This is a genomic window from Salinimicrobium aquimaris (genome assembly GCF_035607535.1).
Classification (GTDB): domain Bacteria; phylum Bacteroidota; class Bacteroidia; order Flavobacteriales; family Flavobacteriaceae; genus Salinimicrobium.
Genome location: NZ_JAYDZX010000002.1, coordinates 435307 through 461384 on the forward strand (window position 1 = coordinate 435307; position 26078 = coordinate 461384).

The window sequence follows — 26078 nt, forward strand, 5'->3', positions numbered from 1 at the left end:
CGAATAACGCAAGTTGCGGATTGGGAACTCGAATTTATCTCTTAAAGACTACTTTTTAAAAGTAGTCAAAAATGCCATTTTTTAGAGGTATTCCGCAATTTGTGTTATTCATTGTTGGCAACTGGGTTTACTCACTTCTTACTGATCCGTTACAGGCATCCAATTCTTCAACACCTAACCAGGCTCTCAAAGTTTCTGTTCTGTTTTCAGTCAGTTCTTTTAGGTAAAATGCGCGACACATAGGTAACATTGAGCCATAATGATTTCCCGGATAGGCTGGGAATTTCATATTCAATTCGGCGTCTCTGAATTGGACCCATAAGCGTTGTGCTTTTTTAAGATTTTCTATAAAAATTGAATCTTTTTTAAAGTCAGTCAGAATTTGATTATAAACCTCATTTAATTCTTTGTCCGCGTTTTTAAACAATTCGTTTGCATCCCGACTCATCTCGGCCTGGGTCTGTGCAAAGCAGTCAAAAGTTAGAAGTAAAAATAGAATCAGGATAAGTTTTTTCATTGTTTTCAGCATTTCCAGCTTGTTGCCAACTAAGCGTGCTATGGGCAGTGCCTGGTTTGTATTATTTCCTGATTAAGTTAATCTATTGATTTAAACTATAACCATCCTCTTGTCCTTTACTTCCTCCAGGCATTGCCTATAGCTGCAGTTAGATGCAGTTTAGATTACCGATCCTAATTTATGCTGCTTGAAACCAAAAGGGGATTACCTATATCATAGATTATGGGATAGTCCCATTTGGGGTCCGAAGCAACAACTGCAGGACCAAAAAGGATGGATTTTCCCCAGAATTTTTATCCTTTTTTTCCACTAACTTGTTCAAGGATCCCGATTTCTACACGTTTTAAAAAATAAATTTTTACGCTTCGAAATCGGGATCCTTGAACTAAAGCATCTGACCCATCCAATCCAGCCGTTTGGTTCCGCTCTTCGGATTCATGCCGAGCAAGGCCCGGTAAGATCAATTGCACTTTAACGGTTACGGTTATGGACAAGTAGCGGGAATAGGGACTCGGATTTGTCGGCTTAACTTTTTGTTTCTTGGTTTTCTAAATTATACTTTTTCCGCAAAAGCCCGCTATTTGCTATAACCGATGTTGTGCGCTGGCTCTTTCACGAATTTATTCTGTGACGAGAATTGAAACCGAATTTATTTTATATGCTCCCTCTAGACCTCTGTCTTTAGAATAATAATATTTAATGGTATTTATATCGTCTTTAATTATTGAATCTAATTTTTCTTTGACTTTTTCCTCAATTAATTCCAATCTTCCTTTTAAAGGACGTGCATCTTCAAATGAATTTTTAAAGGCAAGAAAAACAAAAAATCGATTATTATTTTTGAACAATCTTTCACCCTGGAATTTATAGTTCCACCATTCCACAGGTAATAAATTTTCTTCAATTTCTTCAATCATTTTATTACGTTCCTTCGTAATATCTTCAACGAAATTTTTCAATTCATCATTTTGTTCTGCCAATATTTCGAGCATTTCAATTTTGCTCAATCCTCCATAATTGGGTAGGTCTAAATCTCTTTTATATTCTTTATATTTTTCCTTTATAATTTCTTGTTCTGAAGGATTGTCTTCTATTGAAAAAGAATCGTGAGATTCCTCTGGAGAATCAATAATACCTTTTTTATGTAGATCAAAATAGTCATCGGATATATGAGTGATTTTAAGATCAAAGGGAATTATCTTATCACCTTTTTGAACTAGAAAATCAACAAATTTTATCTTTCTAAGAGTAGGAATTACATTAGGGTGGTCATTGAAGATGTGTTCGATCAGGTCATTAGTAACTTGATTGTAATATTGCCAAAGAAGATAACCTTTGATTCGATTTTCTAATAAATCATCTATTTTTTCTTCTAGATCATTTTTGTCTTTAATCGTCTTATCCCTTACTAGTTCTTTCGCGGTATCATTTAAATTGTCATTTCTGATACCACATTTAACTTCACCGAAATCTTTAATAATATCAGGTAGATATTCTTCTTGTTCCTTTCTACTTTCTTTTACCTTTGGATATTCTGTTTTTATATATTCGATGATTTCTTCATTAGTGATCTTTGAGTCAAATAACTTTTCGTAGAAATCTTCAAATTTTCCTTTATTAACTTCTTCTCCCGTATGTTTCTCAATTAGTTCTTTTAGATGATCCCTATCTAAAGATCTAATTAAAAGATATCTTGAGAAATTATCTTTGGTTTGAAGTTCGAATAAATCTGTTGCCTTGTTTTCAAATTCTCGGTGTAGGTTTTTAAACATAAATAAAGTAGATTCAGGAATAATTCACTGCTGTTTCGTATTCGGAAATCCATTTCCGATCTTCAGTGAATTTAAATTGTTTGGTTAGTATATTTAATACATTGATATTTCCAATGAGTATTTTTTCCTCAAAAATCATTCGCATTATTTTTAAAAAAATCTGGTTAGTATCCAATGATTTTTGAGATAACCATTCTTTGATTTTATTAATAAACAAAGCCTCTAATTCCTCATCAGTTTTAATTTTCGCTTGAATACTTGGAGCTTTTTGTAAAGTAACTAAAACATCTCCTTTTATACTTTTTAATCGATTAATTTGCCGAGGTGTAAAAGATTTTTGAACCAGCCATTCATAGTCAACTAATTCAAAGCCATTGTTAATGCACGCATTTGTAATTGCTTTCCATTCTAGCCCACTTAAAGAATGATATGTAAGGGAAAAATATCCTTCAGGTTTTAAAACCCTTCGAATTTCTTGAAACGCAAGGTTTATATCTTGCTCGAAGGCGGTAACATCCTTTTGTCTTTCCTTACTGTCAGTAATTACTATTTCTTCCTTATAATCTGGATTTAGTTGAAGCCACGAATTCCAAATAATACTTTGCTCAAAATATGGAACTGCTTCACCATAGGGAGGATCGGTAAATATATAATCAATTGAATCGTTCTTTAGATTTAAATTTTTCGCATCATTCTGCAGCACAGTATATGAGTTTTCGTATTTGAATAAATCCAGTGAATCTGTATTTGAGAAATATGAAAGATAATCTTTCTTACCATTTACAATTTTTTTAAATCTGTTCTCGAAATATTGCAAAACATTGTTCTCTAAATACGTTTCTCCAATATAAAACCCAGTCATCCAGGCACCAGGGGCCATAGGTCCTCGTGATTTTATAGGTGGCACTAATCTAGAACAATTGGCAAGATTAGCCGTAAATGCAACTTTAAGTAAATCTTTCTCTCTACCGGTGGATTTCTTTTCTATTAAGTGCAAAAGCTTCGAATGACAGGCTAAAGTTCTTTTTGTGAATAAATCTGCAACAGTCATATCCTTTTTTGCAGATATTCTGGAATTCTCAATTAATTTATTTTGAGGAAACCAATCTTCGATTGATTGAGATTCTTCAAATTCTAAATACTTATTAACTTCAGAACTATCTAAGTTAATTTCAATAGATCTTCTGTCTTGGTTTCTTTTTATTTTTCCTTTGATAGGAACATCATTTTTGTCTCTGAGAACTGTAATTAACTGAACATTTTCTCCCTGATATCTCCACGAATACCATTTATTTACAAAAGGGATAAACTCTTTCTTAATTTTTGCCCATTGAACTTGGAGTTTATCTAAGTCAATATCTTTTTCTAATAATTGTTGATTTATAAAATTTGCTATTGGATTTAAATCGTTAGAAATTACATTTCTATTAAGTAGATATGCTTCACAAGCAAAAACTCCATAACCAGAAAAAGGATCCAAAACCGTATCACCTTCTTCTGAGAATTTTTCAATTAATCCCTTTAAATTACTGGATGGCTTTTTTCCCCAGTATTTATGCATTTCGTATCTATTTCTCTTCTGCTTCAATTCCTTTTTCTTTTTTGTAAAGATACTAATTAGATTAATCAACCTATTTTAGGAAATAACAAAATTAGAGCTTGCGCACAACTAAGCGTGCTATGGGCAGTGCCTGGTTTGTATTATTTCCTGATTAAGTTAATCTATTGATTTAAACTATAACCATCCTCTTGTCCTTTACTTCCTCCAGGCATTGCCTATAGCTGCAGTTAGATGCAGTTTAGATTACCGATCCTAATTTATGCTGCTTGAAACCAAAAGGGGATTACCTATATCATAGATTATGGGATAGTCCCATTTGGGGTCCGAAGCAACAACTGCAGGACCAAAAAGGATGGATTTTCCCCAGAATTTTTATCCTTTTTTTCCACTAACTTGTTCAAGGATCCCGATTTCTACACGTTTTAAAAAATAAATTTTTACGCTTCGAAATCGGGATCCTTGAACTAAAGCATCTGACCCATCCAATCCAGCCGTTTGGTTCCGCTCTTCGGATTCATGCCGAGCAAGGCCCGGTAAGATCAATTGCACTTTAACGTCTCGTATAAAAACAGTGCGGCGTTTGCCGGCGATGATTTTCCGCAGGAAAATCAGACGCAGCAAGTACACACAGACTTTCGATTCGAGACTAAGATAGCATTGTTTTTATACGTTGTTGCCAAATGCACCGCACGTCCGAGTGAGCCGTTTCGCTCTTCAATCCGCTGCTTTTAGCTTTTAAAACTTTTATTTTCTTACCTCTCAAAAAGGGCAATTTTGCGTTCTTTTATTTTTCTCCGTGCGAGTGAAAAAGTCCGTTGTATTCTTCTTTTTAAATCAATTTACCTTACTTGTAAAAATGATATTCAAGCTTCTATTTTTTTTCATCTGAGTGAGAAAGTCCGCTGTATTTTATTTTAAACTCTATCTATCTTATGTGTCGAAAATGATATTTTTAGCTTCTTTTTATTTTCCGGCTGAGTGAGTAGTCCGTTGCGATTTATCTTTTAAAAATCATTTTTTCTTTCCTTCCAAAATGGCATTTTAAAGGTCAGATTTTTTTCTCGTTTTGTTTGTCAGCGGTGTTTTTGGCAACGTCCCGTATAAAAACAGTGCGAGCTGGCAAGCTTGATTGTCCGCAGGACAATCAGGCGCTGCAAGCGAGCACGGACTTTCGAATTGAGACTGGCTTAAGCATTGTTTTTATATGTTGTTGTGAGACGTCTTTTTGTTCTACAAGGCCAGATAAACTTTCTTCATTCAATTTCTAATTTTTATTACTAAAGAAAACAACGGCACTTAGGCTGTCTCGCTCTCGCCGAAGATCCGATAAGGAGTCCGTCAGTTTGTTGATCAGGACATCTTTTGTGACAAGTTCATTTTCGAGTTTAGAAATTTCTTTTTTCTCCTTACTTTTTGAGCAACTGGTCAGCAGCACTAAAAATAGAGCAAATAAAACGCGTGGGTATTTTTTTACATTTTCCATTTATATTGGGCTTCTCGTTGTTAAGTAATATTAATGATCAGGTTTTTAGATGTCTCACAACGTCCCGTATAAAAACAGTGCGAGCTGGCGAGCTTGATTGTCCGCAGGACAATCAGGCGTTGCAAGCGAGCAGGAAGTTTCGATTCAAGAGATGCTGGAGCATTGTTTTTATATATTGTTGTAAACTGGGCTTTTCCAGTTCCAATTCTATGACCTTTTCGCCAAGGTTTTTATCATCGGTTTTCTAAGTGGATCTGAAAACCTAAGCCTACAAAGAAATCCTTAAACTCAGAATCAAACAACCCGTCTCTTTTTGAAGTTGTATCAGTATAATTCAATGATAGCTCTAAGCCTACACTACTGTTAAAAAATAGAACACCTCCAGTACTTAATCCAAATCTTGTTGAGGTTCTATCGCCATTTATTTTACTCAACCCCGTGCTGTATAAAAAATTGGCCTCACTAAAAAGGTTGATAAGGTTTTCTGACTTCAGAAAATAATAGCGCACAAAGGGTCCAATACCCAGTGACCAGTTGCTGTTATTTCTTTCTGGTGGATTAGAAAACCCTATCCCCATATCTAAACCAACAGCAAATTTATCCATCAAAAAATATCCTATATTAGGATCCAATGCAATACCTGTTGCCTTACTCTGAATTTCACGTCCCGAAGTATCTTCTGATATGGCGGTCGAAGAGGTAAAAGACCCGCTCCCACCAACTATCCAGTTTCTTTCCGTAATCTGGGCATTTAAGGTTAAAGAAGTGGCTAATATCACCAATAAAAATAATGTTCTCACTAGATAATTGTCTTATTGGTTTATATAAATAGGAATTCAGATTTAATATTTAAATATATTTCTTTGCCTTGTTTACAACTAAGCGTGCTATGGGCAGTGCCTGGTTTGTATTATTTCCTGATTAAGTTAATCTATTGATTTAAACTATAACCATCCTCTTGTCCTTTACTTCCTCCAGGCATTGCCTATAGCTGCAGTTAGATGCAGTTTAGATTACCGATCCTAATTTATGCTGCTTGAAACCAAAAGGGGATTACCTATATCATAGATTATGGGATAGTCCCATTTGGGGTCCGAAGCAACAACTGCAGGACCAAAAAGGATGGATTTTCCCCAGAATTTTTATCCTTTTTTTCCACTAACTTGTTCAAGGATCCCGATTTCTACACGTTTTAAAAAATAAATTTTTACGCTTCGAAATCGGGATCCTTGAACTAAAGCATCTGACCCATCCAATCCAGCCGTTTGGTTCCGCTCTTCGGATTCATGCCGAGCAAGGCCCGGTAAGATCAATTGCACTTTAACGTCCCGTATAAAAAATAGTGCGAGCTGGCGAGCTTGATTGTCCGCAGGACAATCAGGCGTTGCAAGCGAGCACGACCTTCGATTCAAGACAGGCTTGAGCATTTTTTTTATACAGTGTTGCCCACAGTACTATTTTAGCTTTACCAACTTGCCTGGCATTTCGTAGTGCAGTGAATCATTTTCTATTACTCCCGAATAAATTAGAGTATCACCTTTAATCTCTAAAACCTCGACTTTAATACCTCCAGATGCATTTATATATCTGGCCATTTCATCCAAATTTTTTGAATCTTCATTGTAAGTGAGAACATAATTACAGTCGTCCTTGAACTTTATGTCAACTAAAGTTTTATCTCCTTTTTCATCAAATTCTATTTGTCTGCCATTTTTTCGTGTGACCTTGTAAGATTGTGCATCAAGAGAATCTGCAGGAATTAGAAATTCTCCATTTTTAAAGTCCGCACACGTTAATTCTTGCGCACAGGAACTAAATCCACAGACTAAAAGTGCACTAACTAAAATTTTTTTCATATTCATCTTTGTATTGTGGGCAACGTCTCGTATAAAAACAGTGCTTGCTGGCAAGCTTGATTGTCCGCAGGACAATCAGGCGCTGCAAGCGAGCACGGAGCTTCGAATTGAGACAGGCTTTAGCATTGTTTTTATATGTTGTTACCCAATGTGCCGCCCGCCCGAGTGAGCCGCCCGAGTTGACTGCGGCTTCTTTTTTTTATTTTCCAGGTCTGAGTGAGAATCCGCTGAGATTTAATTTAAACTTTAAATTTCTTCCCTTCCAAAAATGGCATTTTTACGTCCGATTATTTTTATCCGCCTGAGTGAAAAAGTCCGATATATTAATCTTGAAACTCTGATTTTCTTACCTCTCAAAAATGATATTTTTACCGCTTTTTTTCTCCGTTTTGAGTGAGTAGTCCGTCGCAATTATTCTTTTAAAACTCAATTTTTCTTTCTTTCCCAAAAAGGCATTTTAGAGTTCTGTTTTTTTATCCGAGTCAGTTTTATTTTTCCCGCGTTTTGTTTGTCAGCGGCATTTTGGGTAACGTCTCCGGTTAACGCAAGTAGCGGACTGGGAAACGATTATTTGTCGGGTAAGTTATCTTTTTAAAGGTAGTTAAAAATGTCATTTTTGATGATCTGCCGCTATTTGCTCGTTAACCGATGTTGGCGTGTCGTTTTTATTTTTTAAAAGTATTATTTGAGAAACATTGGAAGTAATTTTCTCCTAGATTCCAGCGTTTCGAAAATTCCGTTATATATAATTGTAAATCATTTTCAGATTTATATAATACTTTATTTTTGGCATCCTCAAATTCATCAACTGTATATTTCCTTGGACTTGGATGACCAGTTCCAAAAGTAGACTGAGCTTCATTGAAAAGTATGTAATAAAGTGCCTTAAATTTATAATTGCTTGACTTTAACATGTCTAAATCTTGTTCTGAAATATCGAACTCAAAACTCATATCCGCATGACCTGATGAAACAGGGAAGCAATATATAAGACCAGTTTTACTTTTATAAATAAAGGGACTATAACCTCCGTTCAGACTATAAACCTCATTTTCTCTTTTCATATCTGGTTTAATTAAATGCACGCCAACGTCTCGAATAACGCAAGTTGCGGCTTGGGTAGCAAAAATTTGTCAGTTAATTACAGTTTTTAAAAGGTAGTCAAAAATGCCATTTTTGAGAGGTATTCCGCAATTTGTGTTATTCATTGTTGGCAATAGTTTTTTTCAAATTTTGTATTTGTTCATATTCCGAAATCTGCAGTATATCGAGCAGATTATTAAAAGGTAATTTTTCTTCCTTATAATATTCAATTAAAACATCTTTGTTTCGGCGAGAAAACTGGTTTTCAAATTTCTGTTCAAAATTGATTTTAATTTTGTCTGATGTAATCAATTCGATTGTAAGCAGATTATTAAAACCATGAGAAATTTTAGGAACAGTTGTATTTGACAAAAGGATTTCTCTCCTTCCTTCGTAATCTTCAAGCTTAATCCGAACGGTTTTTATTTCTGAAATCATTATAGTGCGATCGCCTATTTCGATTCTATCTGAAAATAGCTCAAGATTCCCCGCAATTTTCCCATAAAGTTTTTGTTTTTCAAATTGGCTTTTAAATAATTTAAAGATGAATAATCCTATTGACCCATAAACTATTATCAGAATAATATTTTCAATTTGTTCCGAATATGGAGACTTATATTTCTGGTTGATGAGTAGGATGAGTATACTCGACAAAAAGGAAATTATTAATATGACACCTAAGGAAATTTTAGGTTTATCTATTTTTTTATACGTCCTAAATGATGTATTGGGCATTTGGTTCAAATTATTGCCAACGTCCCGAATAACGCAAGTTGCGGATTGGATATTAAAATTTCTCAGTTAAATGCCATTTTAAATAGTAGTCAAAAATGCCATTTTTGAGAGGTATTCCGCAATTTGTGTTATTCATTGTTAGCCAATGGCTTTTTTACCCATCTACTGGTCTGACACCTTTTCTTTTACCCACTCAATACTTCTTTTTTGTCCAATGGCTAATGGTCCAAAAAAAAATAAAATATTTCTTTTCTTTAACTCAATTAGACTTCAAAAAATCCCACTTGGGTTTTCTTTAGGAGAGCAAGTATGGCTATAAGAAAAAGAATGGTTGAAACACTCCAACCCAGTATTGTAGCTGTTTTTTGTGTTTTGTTTTTTTTCATTTTACTTATGTTTTAGATATTGGTTTTGTGTGTAGTTTTTTTAAAGCGAAATATCCAATAATCGAGGCTAATATTGTAGCAATAATATCTTTCCAGTCAAATGTCCTATTTGGAATAAATATCTGTAATAGTTCGTAGCCTGTTACAAATCCAAACACAGAAAAACACCATCTTAGGAATTTTCCAGGATCAAATTTATTTTCAATAAAATAGAATATTTGCATCGCAAGAATTGGAAAGAAGTTGGGGGAATTTGCTGAAAATCCATAATCATTTATGTTGTTTTCAGCTATGTAAGCTCTGCAAGTTAAGTTCTCAAATGTAATTGTCAGTATGGTTAAAAGAAAGAAGACAACCCAATACACTCTTACTGATTTAAAAGGTCTAGGTGACCAATTACCTAAGATTTTGCTTGCTGCCATATTCCAATTGGGACTTTTTTCAATAATTTCTTGTCAGCCTTGCTTTTAAGATACACGCTACCAATAAGTAACAGATTTTCCTGTTATGTTACAGATTTACTGTAAATCTTGTGTTTAACAGCTATTGGCTAACGGCTGCGGTTATCGCAAGTTGCGGGAGTAGGGACGCGTTCTTGTCGGCTTACCGGTTTGTTTGTTGGTTTCTAAAATTACATATTTTCGATTAAACCCGTAATTTGAGATGAACCGCTGTTATGTGTAGGTTTTTACTCAGCACTTAATTCTTTAGTTTTTGTATTAATTGCTTTTATTTCTTTTGTTAACTTCTCTATTGCTTCTTTATTTTCATTTAGAACTCTTATTTGTTGATCTTTCCAAACTTCATCTGATTGTTGATCAGATTCCGCAAAATCTAATGATTTTATACTAACCGTGATTGTAATTATTGCTAAACAGATTGTAAGAATAGAAAGAACTAAATTTATTAATCCACTTTTCTTGTTTTCTTTTTTAGCTTCTTTAGAATTTCATTCAGTTCTAATTGATTTCGTAAACTAATTTCTGTTTGTCCTAATTCTGACATTTGGTGCCAATAAGTTGCACCTAAACTTACATTTCCAGCCTTACTTACTCGAGTAGCATTATTAGCATATTTCGAGGCTAAATTTCTTACTTCTTCTAGGTTCAATTGATGTGGATAATCATCAGGAATAGTTTCTCTCATTGGTCAGCTATTTTCTTTTCAGAATTTTCGTGAAACTTACACATAACGTTCTCATATAAAAACAGTGCGAGCTGGCGAGCTTGATTGTCCGCAGGACAATCAGGCGTTGCAAGCGAGCAGTAAGTTTCGATTCGAGACTGATTTCAGCATTGTTTTTATGTGTTGTTGTGAGTCCGTTTTTTCATTTAAATGATCCGTCACAAAGGGTCTTAAAAATGCCAATTTTGACAGGTTTTTTCGTGATCAACTCTGACCGTAAATCCGCTTATTCACAAACTATAACTTCCAAATTTACCTAAAAAAAAGCGCCACTTCCAGTTGAGTGAGGATTCTAATCCGTAGCTTTTTTTTCATCCTTTCGACACCGACAGCAGCAAATAAATTAAAATTTGCTTATTGCGATCCGCTATAAATGGCTCACAACGTCCCGTATAAAAACAGTGCTTGCTGGCAAGCTTGATTGTCCGCAGGACAATCAGGCGTTGCAAGCGGGCAGGAAGTTTCGAATCGAGACAGGTTTGAGCATTGTTTTTATATAGTGTTGTGCACAGTTTTTGTTTATTTCTTTAGGATCTCACCATTTTCATCAAATTCGGTTTGCTTGGTTAAGAAACCCCGTTTGTCATAAATTGAAACTTCTTTTATCTTTCCATCTTGATAAAATCTTTTTAATTCTCCTATAACGAGTCCTTTTCTAAATTCCCCCATCAACCGAATTGAACCATCCGAATAGTATCCAGTTTGAAAACCATTAATTTTTTTGTCGCACTTTCTAAAGATGTAATTCGGTTTATTGTGAGTCACGAGATATTCTCTGATTTTGGGTATAAATAACGTGTCTGTATTTGTTTCCTTATTTAATTCAACTTGGTGAACTTCTCCTATTTCTGATGCAAAAAGAGTATAAACTCCTTTTTCAGGTAACATAATTGTATCATTATCTGATTCAAATGTCGAGTAAGATTTTCCATTTTTTTCAAGATGGTATAAATGGCTAAATACAATTTTTCCAGAACAAGAATCTTTAAAAATAAGTCGGTATTTAATTTCTTGGCTGAATCCAGAAATTGTGGAAAAAAATACCATTAAAAGGATGATTTTCATAAGTCAGTTAAATTGTGCACAACGTCTCGTATAAAAACTGTGCGAGCTGGCGAGCGTGATTGTCCGCAGGACAATCAGACGCAGCAAGCGAGCACGGACTTTCGATTCGACACTAAGATAGCATTGTTTTTATGCATTGTTGTAAAAATGTGCCGCCCGCCCGAGTAAGCCGTTCTGCTTTTAAGTCCGCTCCGTTTCTGTTTTTAAAGTTCTATTTTTCTTACCTCTCAAAAATGGCTTTTTGCGACCGTCTTATTTTTCCGTTTGAGTGAGTAAATCCATTGAAAATTTTCTTTTAAACTCAATTTATCTGATCTGTCAAAAATGCCATTTTCAATAACTACTTTTTTATCCGGCTTGAGTGAGAAAGTCCGCTGCATTTTCTTTTAAGAACCAGTTTTCTTAAATGTTAAAAATGATATTTTTAACTGCTTTTAATTATCCGTTTTGAGTAAGCAGTCCGACGAAATTTATCTTTTAAACTCAATTTTTCTTTCCTTCCAAAAATGGCGTTTTGAGAGTCCGTTTTTTTTAGGGCAGTTTTTATTTTTCTCCGCGTCCTGTTTGTCAGCGGCATTTTTTACAACGTCCCGTATAAAAACAGTGCGAGCTGGCGAGCTTGATTGTCCGCAGGACAATCAGCGCAGCAAGCAAGCATAATGTTTCGATTCAAGACTGGTTTGAGCATTGTTTTTATATATTGTTGTCAAACGGTTTTTTAGACGAACCAAATAGTTGTCACATTTAAAAATTCGGTTAATATGTACGCGATCAATATTGTTGAAATTGATAGAGCATTTTTATAATTTTCTCTTTGTCTAAAGCTTAAAAAATAGCTTATTATCGGGACAATCATTAATAGTTTTAATCCGTTCGAGTAGGGAAAATGCATTACAGAAAATACAAAAGAAGCGAAAGCAAAAAATCCGATTATCAGATTCAGCCATTTTTTCTTGAGTCCGCTCAGAATAGTGAAAATTAAAGTCAGAATTCCGAAACCAAAGAAGGAGATATTTATTAGAAGTTTCTGAGTGGTAAAAGTGAGTAAGAGTATAATAATGAGTCCGATTAAAAGTACTTTTAAAAAAGTCGGTTGAGTTTTTCTAAAAAGTAGAATTCCAGCTAACATTCCTACAATTAAAATTATTTCTTGGTAATCCATTTTTCAACTGTTTGACAACGTCTCGTATAAAAACTGTGCGAGCTGGCGAGCGTGATTGTCCGCAGGACAATCAGACGCAGCAAGCGAGCACGGACTTTCGATTCGACACTAAGATAGCATTGTTTTTATGCATTGTTGTAAAAATGTGCCGCCCGCCCGAGTAAGCCGTTCTGCTTTTAAGTCCGCTCCGTTTCTGTTTTTAAAGTTCTATTTTTCTTACCTCTCAAAAATGGCTTTTTGCGACCGTCTTATTTTTCCGTTTGAGTGAGTAAATCCATTGAAAATTTTCTTTTAAACTCAATTTATCTGATCTGTCAAAAATGCCATTTTCAATAACTACTTTTTTATCCGGCTTGAGTGAGAAAGTCCGCTGCATTTTCTTTTAAGAACCAGTTTTCTTAAATGTTAAAAATGATATTTTTAACTGCTTTTAATTATCCGTTTTGAGTAAGCAGTCCGACGAAATTTATCTTTTAAACTCAATTTTTCTTTCCTTCCAAAAATGGCGTTTTGAGAGTCCGTTTTTTTTAGGGCAGTTTTTATTTTTCTCCGCGTCCTGTTTGTCAGCGGCATTTTTTACAACGTCCCGTATAAAAACAGTGCTTGCTGGCAAGCTTGATTGTCCGCAGGACAATCAGGCGCTGCAAGCGAGCACGGAGTTTCGATTTGAGACTAACTTAAGCATTGTTTTTATACGTTGTTACCAAATGTGCCGCCCGCCCGAGTGAGCCGCTTCGCTTTTAAATCCGCGGGTTATGCTTTTAAAGTTTAAATTTTATTACCTCTCAAAAAAGGCTTTTTCACGTCTGGTTTTTCTCCGCTTGAGTGAGAAAGTCCGCTGTATTTCTTTCTTTCTAAAACTTAGATTTTCTTACCTCTCAAAAATGATATTTTCAGCTCTTCTTTTTTCTCCGCCTGAGTGAGAAGTCCGTTCCTATTTTACCATTTAAAATTCAATTTTTCTTACTACCAAAAAAAGACATTTTAGAGATCGGCTAAATTTCTATCAGTATCCAATTTTAAAATGGCTTTTTATGTTTATAAGAGAGAAATATTAAAACCATAAAAACTAAACCAAAAGCTGAATAAATCAATTTTAGTGAATTATCATTCGTGCTAATTACTTGAAATAGCATTGTAATGAACAACAGAATTAATCCAAGAATGTAAATTAGATTTTTCATTATCACGTTTCGTTTGTCAGCGGCATTTTTGGTAACTCGTTATATGAAAACTAATATAGTTATTTATCCCTCAAAGTTACGGGATAACAACAGGTTTTCGTTGTTTTTATCTGCTTGCAACATCTCCTTTACCGTTACATCCAAAGGACTCTCAATCTTCATGATGTCCTTTCTCGAAACATGGGTGTAGATCATTGTAGTTTCTGGTCGGGAATGGCCAAGTAGCTCCTGAATATATCTTATGTCTATCCCGTTTTCCAGCATGTGTGTGGCGTAGGAATGCCTATAATTTTATGAAATAAGTTTCTTCCTGATCCCGGTTATTGTTGAGTTAGGAGAAAAAAAAGCGCATCAATGATGCGCAGTTTTCCAGAATTTATTTTGAGCTAAAAATTAGATTCCCAATTCTTTCTTTACATCTGGCATTAGGTCATAACCATCGGCCATGATAACACCTGTTCCGGTAGTAGAATCAAGTACGTAATCAAATCCCTTAGCACGGGCTACTTTTTGAATGGTAGTGCGGGCTTTTTCAAGTACCGGCTTAAGTAGCTCCATTTCTTTTTTCTGAAGTTCCTGTACGGCATTTTGACGATATTCACCTATAGATCTCTGAGTTTGTTGTAGCTCAAGAGCTCTTTTCTGGTTTTCTTCATCTGTTTTGGTCTGTGCTTCAGATTCATACCTTTTCATGGTGTTCTGAGCTTCAGTAACCAGGTCTTTTATTTCGGTATCGTAGGTTTTCTGTAGTTTTTCCAACTGGTTCATTGCAGCTTTGTACGACGGCATTTGCTCAATAAGTTCCTGTGTTGCTATATGAGCAACTTTCGTTTGTGCATTTGCAAAAGAACTTGCTCCCAGGATTAAAGCTACAGCTATTAGAAGGGTCTTAAATTGTTTCATTGTCTTAGAATTGATTATTTAATTGTTGAATTATTGATTGTAAAAGTATTTGTGTTCAGTGTTGTGTTAGTTATTTCCTCTTTCTTCCCTTGCCTTAGCTACGGAATCTTTTTTCCTTTGGCGCTCCTTCAGGATCTCTTCCCTGCGTCTTTCGGCTTCCTCTTGTTTTGCAGTTCTAATCGAGTCTCTTACTCTGCGGCGCTCCTCCAGTAAAGCCTCTCTTTCCTGCTTCCTTTCTAGCTGAAGTTGCTCTCTTTCTGAAAGTACTGCATCTTCTTCAACGGTCTTGGCTTCCTCTCTTAAAAGTTCACGCTTTTCCTGGCGGGTCTCCAGTTCTTCTCTATTCGAAGCCCTGGTAATACTTCTAAGGACCTGGTCGCTTACATCAAGCCTGTCGGCTGCATAGAGGGTGACCACATCTGCCGATTTGTCAAAGATAAGATCATAGTTACGGGCTTTAGCAATCTCCTGCACTGCTACAAAAACCTGATCCTGGATTGGTTTTACCAGCTGAAGTTTTTGGGTGATAAGATCTCCATTGGGACCAAATCTTTTTTGCTGATAATCAAGGATCTTTTTTTCTTCAAATTTTATCTCATCTTCACGATCTGCAATTAGTTCACTTGTCAAAAGTGGCCTTTCATTGGCAAGATCCTGTTTCATTTTTTCGATTCTGGTCATTTCAGTTTCGATCTCCCTTTTCCACTGCTGTACTTTTTTGTCAAGCTGGGCAGAGGCTTCCTGATATTCGGGAACGTTCTCCAGGATGTATTCCATGTCTACATAACCAATTCTTACTGTTTGCTGCGCCTGTACGGAAAATCCTGAAAGGACTAAAAAAGCTAGTGGTAAAAGAATTGATTTTTTCATGATCAATAGGTTTATAGAAAATACCGTGCCAAATTAAAACTGCTGTCCAATTATAAAGTGTGTCTCCCAGCCGTTAGCTCCGGTCTCTCCGGGTAGTGGGTCAAATCCATAGCCAAAGTCGATTCCTAGTAATCCAAAGGCGGGCATGAAGATCCTAATCCCTGCACCGGCACTCCTGTTAACCTGGAACGGGTTATAATCCCTGAATCCGTCAAAGGAAGCACCTGCTTCCAAAAAGGTCAGGGCATATATAGAAGCTGTAGGTTTTAGGGTAATAGGGTATCTCAATTCTAGTGAGTATTTGTTGTAAATGGTGGCACCGTCGTTATCTGTAGCCGAGGTCATCACGCCTCTATCCAGCGGAATTAGTGACTGGTTAGGATATCCTCTTAAGGCAATAGCCTCCCGGCCATCCATACTAAAGGTTCCCATTCCGTCTCCTCCAAGGTAGAATCTTTCAAAAGGAGGCACACCCCTGTCGTTGTTGTATGCTCCAAGGAAACCGTACTCGGCATGAGTTTTTAGTACCAGTTTCTCGTAGAGATTCGTATACCAGGTTCCGTTGAATTTGATCTTGTAGAATTCCAGCCATTTGTATTTCTCCTGGTCGATCTTGGTTTGATCGGGTACCGGGTCTTCTCCTTCTCTCAAAGGTCTTCCCTGCCTGTTGATCAAAACACCTCTTTCGTTTTCGAGCTGAAATTCTCTCTGGTCTCCCAGATTTGCGTAGTCAATGTCGTTAAACAGGGAGTAAGGCGGAGTGAGCTTTGCAACTACTTCAAACTTCGAACCTCCCATTGGGAAGATAGGATTGCTAAAAGTATTATCTCTCGTAAGTCCAAGGGTAAGAGAGAAGTTGTTTGAATATCCGTCTCCAAAGGTGAAGAGCCCGGTGTTGTAATTGCTTAGGTTGTAATGCTGAAAAGCAACAGCAGTTGAAAGGATGAAGAAATCATCAGGTACTGTTAGTCTTCTTGCTAAACCAAAGGTAATCCCCGAGATAGAAAATTTTCGGTCTTTGTCTGCCTCCCGATTCCTGAAGTCATAGAAATATTGCTCTGTGTGTTGGAGGGAAGTCGATAGCCTTACCGGCTTCTTTCCGCCCCACCACGGTTCAGAGAATGAAAGACTATAGGTTTGGTAATATGTACTTGCCTGTGCGCGAAGAGAAAGTGTTTGTCCGTCTCCCATTGGCAAGGGTTTGTATGCTTCCTTATCAAAAAGTCCGCTTAACGAGAAATTATTGAAAGATAATCCAAGGGTTCCAACAAAACCTCCACCGCCATATCCTCCCTGCAGTTCGATCTGGCTGGCACCGGCTTCAACAACAGAATACTCGAGGTCTACTGTTCCTTCATTCTGATCCACATTTTTAAAATCCGGTGACAGGTTCTCAGCATCAAAAAATCCTAATTGCCCTAGCTCCCTCACCGTTCTAACCACAGCTTCCTTGCTGTACTTGTGACCCGGCTTTGTCCTCATTTCCCTGTAGATCACATGATCTTTTGTCTTGTCATTCCCAACTACCGTGATCTCATCAAAATATGCTATTTTTCCTTCCCTAATTCTTATTTCAAAATCAATTGTGTCATTGTAAACCCTTACTTCCACCGGGTTTATATTTGAGAAAAGGTAACCGTTGTTCTGGTAAAGGTTTGTGAGGTCATTGGCATCGGGCTTGGTATTGTCTGCGATCTGCTTTTCAAGCAAGACGCCATTGTAGACATCTCCTTTGCTTATCCCTAGCACCCGTTGCAGCTCGCGGTCTGAATACACCGAATTTCCAATAAATTCAATATTCCCGAAGTAATATTGATCTCCTTCTTCAATATTGATTTGCAGAGCGACATCGTCCTCATCTATTTGTACAAGGCTATCAGATATTATCCTTGCATCACGATAACCTCTTTTCTTATAAACATCAAGCAGGTTCTGCTTATCGGCCTCATATTCTTCCGGAATGAATTTGGATCGTTTCCAGAACCTAAAGAAGTTCTCCTGTTTTGTCTTTTTCATCGCTCGCTTTAAGCGGGCATCAGATAAGGCTTCATTTCCGGTGATCTCAATATCCTCAATTTTCACCCTTTCGCCTTTGTCGACATTGATCACCATGTTGACGGTGTTCCTGTTAAGCGTATCTTCCGCAGGGACTGTGTTTATGGCAACTTTAGTGTTGAGGAATCCTTCCTCTTTAAAGGTGTTTTGAATGTAGTTTCGGGTAGTTGTGACTAGGTTTTCGGTCACTTTAGTACCTACTGTAAGCTTGTTTTCTTTTATGAGGCTTTCGCTCTTTTTCTTCTTTACTCCCTGAATTCTTACATTGGCAAGTGCGGGAACTTCCTGAATCTCCAGTTCAAGATCGGCAACATTACCTTCTATGTTGGTAACGTAGATATTGATATCGCTAAAGGAGCCAACATCCCATAATTTTTTGAGTACTTTACTAATCTTGTCTCCGGGAATAAAGATCTTTTCACCCTTTTTAAGACCAGTATAAGCTATTATTGTTTGTTCATTGAAGGAGACATTTCCCGTAACTTTTATTTCTCCTATAGTGTACTCCTGGCCGTTTGCAAGTGGCAGGTCCTGTGCTGCTGAAGTAAAACTGAATAAAAGGCCAAGGGCCAAAAGTGCTAATCTATATCTTGTTCTAAAGGCACTAACTAAGTTGCTCACTTGTTTTTCCAAATCTTCGTTCTCTGTTTTGATAATTATAAATGGCCTCAAAGAGATCTTCCCTCCTGTAGTCGGGCCATAATATTTCTGAAAAATATAATTCGGCATAAGCGATCTGCCATAGAAGGAAGTTGCTTATGCGCTGTTCTCCGCTTGTTCTTATTACCAAATCTACATCTGGCAAATTGCGGGTGTAAAGATGCTTATTTATAACCGATTCATCAATATCTTTAGTGGAAATCTCACCTGCAGCTACTTTTGCAGAGATCTCTTTCACCATATGACCAAGTTCTTCCCTGGAGCCATAGCTCAAAGCCAGGGTAAGGGTCATCCTGCTGTTCGCGGCTGTTTTATTTATTACTTCCTGCAACTCCCGGTTCGCTTTTGCGGGTAAATTGTCAAGGCAACCTATAGCGTTGAGCCTTATATCATTTTCCTGCAGGGTCTTGATCTCTTTCTTGAGAGAAGAGACCAGAAGCTTCATGAGGGTATCTACTTCTACTTTGGGTCTGTTCCAGTTTTCGGTCGAGAAGGCGTAGAGGGTAAGGTTTTGCACTCCAATTTCGGCGCAACCTTCTACCACATCACGAACCGCCTTAGTGCCTTTTTCATGACCGCGCACCCGCATTAATCCCTGCTTCTTTGCCCACCTTCCGTTACCATCCATAATGATGGCGATGTGTTGGGGCAATTTAGAAGGATCAATTTTTTCTTTAAAACTCATTTTAATATTTATTGAAGCAGTCCGAACCTCTACCAAAATTAAAGGTCAGGTAAATTCCGGTGAAGACATACCAGTCGGTAGTATTTCTGTTTCCAAAGTCGTAGAGGTTGTAATCTCCCTCGACCTCAGATGGCTGGCTTCCGTCAAGATTATCTGTAAAAGTATAACGAGCTCCTATTTCAATGCCGCCCGCCATAAAATTATTAAGGGTTTGTTTATAGCCCATGACAAGGGGTATGGAAAATTCCCAGTTGTTTCCGGCTTCCTGCAGCTCATTTGCCTGCGGATTGGTATATGCCTTGTTCTTTAACATGTAATGTTTGGCAAAATAATAATTTATGCCGCTGTAAAGATAAGGAGTTGATTGGTAAGTATTGGAATGAAGATCCCATTCCCAGAAAGTAAATTCTAATCCCAGTGAAGCTTCAGCTAAAGTGTTTGAGAAGGAATAACCGCGCTGCAGTCTTCGGCCTTCATTAGATTTTGCATCATCGGCCTCCAGTTTTGCATAAAGTAAAGAGAATCTAAAAGAATGTCGGTCGCTGCGATTCCACTTTACCAAACCTCCAAAGACAGGGGTGTTGGGATTTATATAGGTAGTGTTGCCCACATCCCCAATGTAGTTTGCTCCTCCAATAAAAGGGCCAATTTCAAAATTTTGGGAATATGCCTGGTTACCGCAAAGCGCAATAAGAACCATAACAACAAGATACCTCATAGGTCTTCAAAAGTTTGCAAATATAACAATATTGTTTGCCCCGCAATAACCTGTACCGGTTTGTACCTTAGCATTAACAGATTTCAGGCGATTTTATTGTTTTTAGTTGCGCTTATCTTCTCCCCAGAGAAGTTTTTTACGAAGGGTTTTGAGGAAAGTGTCCTCTGTGAATTCCACCATTTTAAGCTTAAAAGGTGCTTTTTGGATGGTAACGGTTGTATTGTTTCGAAGGGTAGCTAGTCTCGAATCCATGGAGACAAGATAATGTTCTGCCCGCCCCGATACTTTTAAGGTGATCCTGGTGTTGTCTTTGATCACCAGGGGACGCGCATTGAGATTGTGTGGCGCAATAGGAGTAATTACCAGAGCTTTGGTGGCGGGAGTTATGACAGGCCCACCACAACTAAGCGAATATCCGGTAGATCCTGTAGGAGTGGAGATTATTAGCCCGTCTGCCCAGTAAGCGGTGAGATATTCTTCATCCAGCCAGGTATCTATAGTGATCATGGAAGTACTGTTCTTACGACTTACGGCAATCTCATTTAAGGCAAAATTGTTGCTGCACCAGTCTTCCACATCTGGATCTGTTTTTATGCACAGCAGGGAGCGCTCCGAGATCTTGTATTCATTTTTCAATAGTTTGGAAATAGTTGGCCGAATATCTTCTTTATGGACAGTAGCCAGAAAGCCCAGCCTGCCTGTATTGATCCCCAGAATGGGAATGTCCAGATCCTGAATGAAATTAACCGAATGTAAAATAGTCCCGTCACCTCCCACACTAATAAAAATATCAAAGCTGTCATCCAGCTCTTTAAAAGTTTCAAAGTGGTGAAAATCCTTTTTTATCTCATTGTTCTCATCAATTAGCCTTAGAAAATTCTCTTCTATGGCAACTTCGATATTTTCCTGATCAAGAACATTTAATAGCTCTTCAATATAGGTGCCCGAATTGGCGTGGTAAAATTGCCCGTAAATTGCAGCCTTCATTACTAGATGTTTAAGTATTTATCCAGATAACGAGACCGGTCCTGCAGGTTGGAGGAAAATGAATCTTCCTCATTCTGGGAAACTACTTCATATCCATATCTTCTAAAGGTTTGAAAAAGCGCATTAAAAGGAGTGGTTCCCGTTTTTATGGTGATCTGTGCCCTTTCATTATCACTGCCAGAAACAAAAGCGCCTAAGACATTAGTGCCGTTGGATTCCACAATCTGGCAGATCTCGCTAAAAGAATAATCCTTTATCCCTTTCTCTACCACCAGAATACCACCTGGATTATTGAGAAAAGGCGATTCCGTAAACAGGTTCATGATATCCTGCAGCTCCAGGTAACCCAGGAACTTGTTTTGGGAATTGAGCACAGGCATAATGTTCGAATCATTCTTGGAGAAATTGTGAAGTACATCGATCCAGTTATCTGTATCCCTAACAAAGAAGCCTTCAAGGGCATATTGATATTCTTCCATTTTCTTTTCGGGCTCAAAAACCCTGGCATCGGCAACAGGCACACAGCCCATATACGTCTCTTCCTGCATGATGGGCAGGTGTGAATATGGAAACTCGTTGAAGATCTCCAGCACATCTGAAACTGTACTGTCAAATCGCGGAATTTTGATCTCGTTGAGAATGTATGGTTGAATGTTCATTGCCCCTTCGTTTTTCTGCAAATTAATTAAAATAAAGTACTTTTTTGCTTATTCAACTTTGTATTTTTGTTCGAAACAGGAGCTAAAAATGACAAAACTTAGTGTTAATATAAATAAGATCGCTACCCTGCGAAACAGTCGTGGAGGTGATGTTCCCAACGTGGTGCAGGTAGCGAAAGATGTGCAAAAATTCGGGGGAGAAGGTATTACTGTTCATCCCCGTCCCGATGAACGCCACATTCGCTATCAGGATGTGCTTGATCTTAAATCGGTAGTTACGACCGAATTCAATATAGAAGGAAATCCAATTCAGAAATTTGTAGATCTGGTTCTCAAAGTAAAGCCCGAACAGGTAACCCTTGTTCCCGATGCCGAAGATGCAATTACTTCTAATGCAGGATGGAATACCATAAAACATAAAGATTATCTAAGGGAGGTCATTTCTGAATTTAAGAGAAAAGGTATTCGCACCTCTATTTTTGTAGATCCAGACCCTGAAATGGTAAAGGGTGCTGCAAATACGGGTACAGATCGTATAGAATTGTATACCGAAGACTATGCAAGGCAATATGAAAAGGGGAATAAGGCTGGTATTGAACCATACCGTAAATGCGCTGAAATAGCCAATGAGCATGGCCTTGGAATAAATGCCGGACATGATCTTTCGCTGAACAATATTGAGTACTTCAACAAAAATATTCCCGGCCTTCTGGAGGTTTCTATAGGTCATGCTCTCATTGCCGAGTCATTATATCAGGGACTTGAGTATGTCATTAATCAATATCTAAGCTTACTTAGAAAATAATGCAGTTACATTCAACAATATTAGGAGAGGGGCAACCTGTTTTGATCCTTCACGGTTTTTTAGGAATGAGCGACAACTGGAAAACTCTGGGGAATGAATTTTCCGAAGCCGGTTTCCAGGTGCATCTTATAGATCAAAGAAATCACGGGCGTAGTCCTCACAGTGAGATTTTTAACTACACCGAACTGGCGAAGGATGTTAAGGAGTATGTTGAAACCCAAGGTCTCAAAAATGTCATTTTAATTGGTCATTCCATGGGTGGAAAGACTGCCATGACTGCGGCTTCCCTTTTTCCTCATCTTGTTGAAAAGCTCATCGTGGTAGATATTGCGCCAAAATACTATGCGCCACATCACCAGGAGATCTTAAAAGGATTGGCGGCAGTTGATAATGCTACTTTGGATTCCCGGGGAGATGCAGATGAGGTGCTTGCGAAATTTGTTCCCGAGAAGGCGGTGAGAATGTTCCTGCTAAAGAACCTTTTTTGGAAGGAAAAGAACAGATTGGGATTAAGGCTTAATCTAGCTGTTCTTTCAAAAGAAATAGAGGAGCTGGGGCAGGCCCTGCCGGGGCAATATACCTTCAGCAAACCTACCCTGTTTATAAAAGGTGAAAGGTCCAACTATATTTCACCGGAAGATCATGGGCTCATAGAAAAACATTTTCCAGATTCCAGAATTGTAACAATTCCGCGCGCCGGTCATTGGGTACATGCTGAAAACAAGAAGGGATTTTATGATGAGGTAATGAGATTTATCTGATTTTTGAGGTAGAAATGTTATGCGCTCATAATAAATAAAGGTTTTTCTTGCCTAATATTCAATTTGTGCTATTTTTGAGCCATTGATCCTTAATTAAACCTACAAATTCTATTATGAGAAAAGTTTTATTGCTATTGGTATTTGCTCTTGCAGGTACCCTGACCTATGCTGGCGGTTATCGTGTGGCTGTACAGGGCCAACGCGCTCTGGCAATGGGGCACACGGGAGTTGCCGTGGTTAACAGTGCCGAATTGGGCTTTTTTAATCCCGCCGGTCTTGTTTATCTTGAAAATCAATTGACAATATCTGCCGGAGTTAGTGCTGTTTTTTCTGAAGTCGCCTGGCAAAATGAATCAACCGGAGCTTCTGCCCGTACAGATAACCCTGCGGGAACTCCATTCTACTTTAATGCTTCCTACAAATTAAAAGATTGGTTGTCTCTGGGGCTTAGTGTTTACACTCCCTATGGCAGTACCGTAGAGTGGGAAGACGATTGGGCCGGATCTCACCTTGTGAACAATATTAAACTACAGGCAATATACGTGCAACCGTTAGTTTCTGTAAAAGTAACAGATTACCTGAGCTTTGGAGGAGGTCCAATCTTCGTGACAGGATCTGTTAATTTCAACCGGAATTTAAGTCGTACCCTTACCGATATCGATGGGAACAGGTCTGAAGTGACTATTGATGCATCGGGGGTAAACGAATGGGGTTGGTCTGCCAGTGCACTCTTTACTGCAAGCGAAGACCTAAGGATCGGGGTGAACTACCGTTCCGAGATCATCATGAACGCTGAAGGTGGAGAAGCCGATTTTGAGAATATTCCAAATACGCCTCTTGCTCCCTTTAGTGATACTACTTTTGATGCGGAATTGCCTTTACCTGCAGAGCTTACTGTTGGACTTTCATACCAGTTGAACGACAAATGGTTACTTGCATTCGACTTCAACAGAACTTTCTGGGATGTTTATGAGTCTCTGGATATAAAATTTGCTAATGGTAGGGTAGCGAATAATCCACGCGCTTATGAAGATGCCAATACCTGGAGATTTGGCGCGCAGTATGATGCTACAGATAAACTTACTCTTCGTGCAGGATACTATCTTGACGAATCACCGGTACAACCCGGATATTTTGCACCCGAAACTCCCCGTAATGATTCCATGGGTTTCACAGCGGGTCTTTCTCTTGATGTGACCTCAAGACTTGCCATTGATGCTTCTTTTGCCTACATAAGGTTTGATGAGGTTGATGCTTCTTATGACTACTATGTCGACGAGAATATGCAGACAGTTCCTTTTGGAGGAACCTATAAGTCTGTAGCTTTTATTCCTGGCTTGGGTGTGACATATAAACTATAATTAAAGAAAAATTGAATATGAAAAACTATATAAAATACATCGGAATTCTGGCCCTGGGGATGGTCGCCTGTGAGCCCGAATTCGAAAACCCGGTCGATGAAAATGATGCTTACTCTAACGGGGAAGCTGATTTCTCCAACTATGTGGCGCTTGGAAATTCGCTAACAGCCGGTTATGCAGATAATGCTCTCTATATTACAGGTCAGCAAAATTCTTATCCCAACATTCTGGCACAACAGTTTTCTAAAGTTCAGGAGACGCAGGAGTTTGATCAGCCGCTTATGGCCGACAATGCAGGTGGATTGTTGCTAAACGGCACTCCTATTGCGGGAACCCGCCTGGTTCTTGGTATTGATGCAGAGGGAAATCCTTCTCCAAGAAATTACACCGGTCAGGCACCTTCTACAGAAGTGACAGAGCTTTTAAGTGGACCATTCAGTAATATGGGTGTTCCCGGAGCCAAGGTTTATCATCTTGTTGCTCCCGGATATGGGAATGTGGCCGGAGTAGCAGCGGGAGCTGCCAATCCTTACTTTGCGCGTTTTGCTTCCGAGCCTGGTACTACTGTACTTGCCGATGCAGCTGCTCAGAACCCTACCTTTTTTACTTTGTGGATCGGGAACAATGATGTTCTTGGATTCGCGACTTCAGGTGGAGCAGGGGTAGACCAGACAGGAAATTTCGACCCTTCGCAATATGGATCAAATGACATCACAGATCCGCAGGTTTTTGCTCAGGCTTATTCGACCATCGTAACTTCAATGATTGAGGCCGGTGCCGAAGAAGGGGTGCTTCTAAACATTCCCGATGTTACCAATGTGCCTTACTTTACAACTGTGCCATTTGCACCGCTTAGCCCTGCAAATCCAAGTTTCGGGCCAATGATCCCGACTCTGAATGCGACTTTTGCGCAGCTTAACCCGGCGTTAACTGCTCTACGAGGTGTTTCTGAAGAGACTCCCGGAGAATCGGTGTATTCAATTGAATTTAGTGCAAGTGCGGCAAGCCCCGTAATTGTTCACGATGAATCTCTTCCCGATATTTCTGCACAACTAACAGAAGTGTTGATACAGAGCGGAATGGATCCCGGGCAGGCTACTATTTATGGAATGCAGTATGGTCAAGTAAGGCAAGCCACTGCCGAAGATCTTCTTGTGCTTACAAGCTCCGGAGTGATTGGACAGGTTAACACTACGCGTGTACAGGAGTTGATGGCCATGGGTCTAACTCAGGAGCAGGCAGGTCAATTGGCTGTTAATGGTGTTACTTACCCTATGCAGGATAGATATGTATTGGTGCCTTCAGAGATCGCCAGTATCAATGGAGCGCGTACAGCTTACAATCAGGTAATCGCTCAAGTTGCCAACGCTAACGGTCTTGGTCTTGTAGACGCTGCTGCTCTACTTCAGGAAACTGCAACAACGGGGATTCCTTTTGATGGTGGAGTCTTGACTTCAACTTTTGCTACCGGTGGTGCATTCTCATTAGACGGAGTACACTTAACACCACGAGGATATGCACTTGTGGCCAATAAGATTATCGACGAGATCAATGAAACCTATAATGCTACAGTTCCAAAGGTAAATATTGGAAACTACGGTACGATTACTCCGAGTAACGACTAA

Annotated in this window: 22 protein-coding genes and 1 pseudogene; 4 read left to right on the forward strand and 19 right to left on the reverse strand. The window is 38.3% G+C overall.

The features are described 5' to 3' along the window. Nucleotides 1-127: 127 nt before the first annotated feature. The 19 genes and pseudogenes from VR862_RS05825 to VR862_RS05915 form a co-directional block, all read right to left on the reverse strand. Nucleotides 128-517 (reverse strand): lysozyme inhibitor LprI family protein, encoded by a 390-nt coding sequence (locus tag VR862_RS05825; protein WP_324720025.1) that lies wholly within the window; start codon nt 515-517, stop codon nt 128-130. A 620-nt stretch (nt 518-1137) separates the two neighbouring features. Beyond that, a complete protein-coding gene (locus VR862_RS05830; protein WP_324720026.1) occupies nt 1138-2289 on the reverse strand; it encodes a hypothetical protein in 1152 nt (383 codons plus the stop codon). 13 nt (nt 2290-2302) lie between these two features. Continuing rightward, nucleotides 2303-3877: a DNA methyltransferase gene (locus VR862_RS05835; RefSeq protein WP_324720027.1), complete on the reverse strand. Its 1575-nt coding sequence runs from the start codon at nt 3875-3877 to the stop codon at nt 2303-2305. Between the two features lie 1237 nt (nt 3878-5114). Continuing rightward, nucleotides 5115-5333 carry a hypothetical protein gene (locus VR862_RS05840; protein ID WP_324720028.1) on the reverse strand — a complete coding sequence of 73 codons (219 nt, stop codon included), beginning with the start codon at nt 5331-5333 and terminating at the stop codon, nt 5115-5117. A 233-nt stretch (nt 5334-5566) separates the two neighbouring features. Further along, the gene (locus VR862_RS05845) at nt 5567-6133 is read right to left on the reverse strand and encodes a hypothetical protein (protein WP_324720029.1); all 567 of its coding nucleotides are present in this window, start codon (nt 6131-6133) and stop codon (nt 5567-5569) included. 654 nt (nt 6134-6787) lie between these two features. Next, nucleotides 6788-7189: a hypothetical protein gene (locus VR862_RS05850; RefSeq protein ID WP_324720030.1), complete on the reverse strand. Its 402-nt coding sequence runs from the start codon at nt 7187-7189 to the stop codon at nt 6788-6790. A gap of 665 nt (nt 7190-7854) precedes the next feature. Beyond that, on the reverse strand, nt 7855-8253 hold the full coding sequence (locus VR862_RS05855) for a hypothetical protein (RefSeq protein WP_324720031.1): 399 nt from the start codon (nt 8251-8253) through the stop codon (nt 7855-7857). Between the two features lie 136 nt (nt 8254-8389). Further along, nucleotides 8390-9007: a hypothetical protein gene (locus VR862_RS05860; RefSeq protein WP_324720032.1), complete on the reverse strand. Its 618-nt coding sequence runs from the start codon at nt 9005-9007 to the stop codon at nt 8390-8392. Between the two features lie 391 nt (nt 9008-9398). Then, the gene (locus tag VR862_RS05865) at nt 9399-9815 is read right to left on the reverse strand and encodes a VanZ family protein (protein ID WP_324720033.1); all 417 of its coding nucleotides are present in this window, start codon (nt 9813-9815) and stop codon (nt 9399-9401) included. A gap of 484 nt (nt 9816-10299) precedes the next feature. Next, nucleotides 10300-10539, reverse strand: coding sequence for a hypothetical protein (locus VR862_RS05870; RefSeq protein WP_324720034.1), 240 nt, complete (start codon nt 10537-10539; stop codon nt 10300-10302). A gap of 558 nt (nt 10540-11097) precedes the next feature. Further along, the gene (locus tag VR862_RS05875) at nt 11098-11643 is read right to left on the reverse strand and encodes a toxin-antitoxin system YwqK family antitoxin (RefSeq protein ID WP_324720035.1); all 546 of its coding nucleotides are present in this window, start codon (nt 11641-11643) and stop codon (nt 11098-11100) included. A gap of 2409 nt (nt 11644-14052) precedes the next feature. Further along, a pseudogene (locus VR862_RS05880) lies at nt 14053-14274 on the reverse strand (tyrosine-type recombinase/integrase); the annotation flags it as partial. A 108-nt stretch (nt 14275-14382) separates the two neighbouring features. Beyond that, a complete protein-coding gene (locus VR862_RS05885) occupies nt 14383-14892 on the reverse strand; it encodes an OmpH/Skp family outer membrane protein (protein WP_324720036.1) in 510 nt (169 codons plus the stop codon). A gap of 66 nt (nt 14893-14958) precedes the next feature. Next, the gene (locus VR862_RS05890) at nt 14959-15762 is read right to left on the reverse strand and encodes an OmpH/Skp family outer membrane protein (protein ID WP_324720037.1); all 804 of its coding nucleotides are present in this window, start codon (nt 15760-15762) and stop codon (nt 14959-14961) included. 33 nt (nt 15763-15795) lie between these two features. Further along, nucleotides 15796-18438 carry an outer membrane protein assembly factor BamA gene (bamA, locus tag VR862_RS05895; RefSeq protein WP_324720038.1) on the reverse strand — a complete coding sequence of 881 codons (2643 nt, stop codon included), beginning with the start codon at nt 18436-18438 and terminating at the stop codon, nt 15796-15798. Then, nucleotides 18422-19162: an undecaprenyl pyrophosphate synthase gene (gene uppS, locus VR862_RS05900; protein ID WP_324720039.1), complete on the reverse strand. Its 741-nt coding sequence runs from the start codon at nt 19160-19162 to the stop codon at nt 18422-18424. Before uppS ends, bamA begins: the two co-directional genes overlap by 17 nt. Nucleotide 19163: 1 nt before the next feature. After that, entirely contained in the window at nt 19164-19880 is a 717-nt protein-coding gene (gene porG / locus VR862_RS05905; RefSeq protein WP_324720040.1) for a type IX secretion system protein PorG, read from the reverse strand. Between the two features lie 102 nt (nt 19881-19982). Continuing rightward, nucleotides 19983-20867 (reverse strand): NAD kinase, encoded by an 885-nt coding sequence (locus tag VR862_RS05910; RefSeq protein ID WP_324720041.1) that lies wholly within the window; start codon nt 20865-20867, stop codon nt 19983-19985. 2 nt (nt 20868-20869) lie between these two features. Next, nucleotides 20870-21526, reverse strand: coding sequence for a CBS domain-containing protein (locus tag VR862_RS05915; RefSeq protein WP_324720042.1), 657 nt, complete (start codon nt 21524-21526; stop codon nt 20870-20872). Nucleotides 21527-21614: 88 nt separating this feature from the next. Here VR862_RS05915 and VR862_RS05920 point away from each other — a divergent pair, with 88 nt between their 5' ends. From VR862_RS05920 to VR862_RS05935, 4 genes are all read left to right on the forward strand, one after another. Beyond that, nucleotides 21615-22331, forward strand: coding sequence for a pyridoxine 5'-phosphate synthase (locus VR862_RS05920; RefSeq protein WP_324720043.1), 717 nt, complete (start codon nt 21615-21617; stop codon nt 22329-22331). Next, nucleotides 22331-23092, forward strand: coding sequence for an alpha/beta fold hydrolase (locus VR862_RS05925; protein ID WP_324720044.1), 762 nt, complete (start codon nt 22331-22333; stop codon nt 23090-23092). Before VR862_RS05920 ends, VR862_RS05925 begins: the two co-directional genes overlap by 1 nt. A gap of 113 nt (nt 23093-23205) precedes the next feature. After that, complete coding sequence (locus VR862_RS05930) at nt 23206-24453, forward strand: OmpP1/FadL family transporter (protein WP_324720045.1); 1248 nt, start codon at nt 23206-23208, stop codon at nt 24451-24453. A 17-nt stretch (nt 24454-24470) separates the two neighbouring features. Further along, complete coding sequence (locus tag VR862_RS05935; protein WP_324720046.1) at nt 24471-26078, forward strand: G-D-S-L family lipolytic protein; 1608 nt, start codon at nt 24471-24473, stop codon at nt 26076-26078.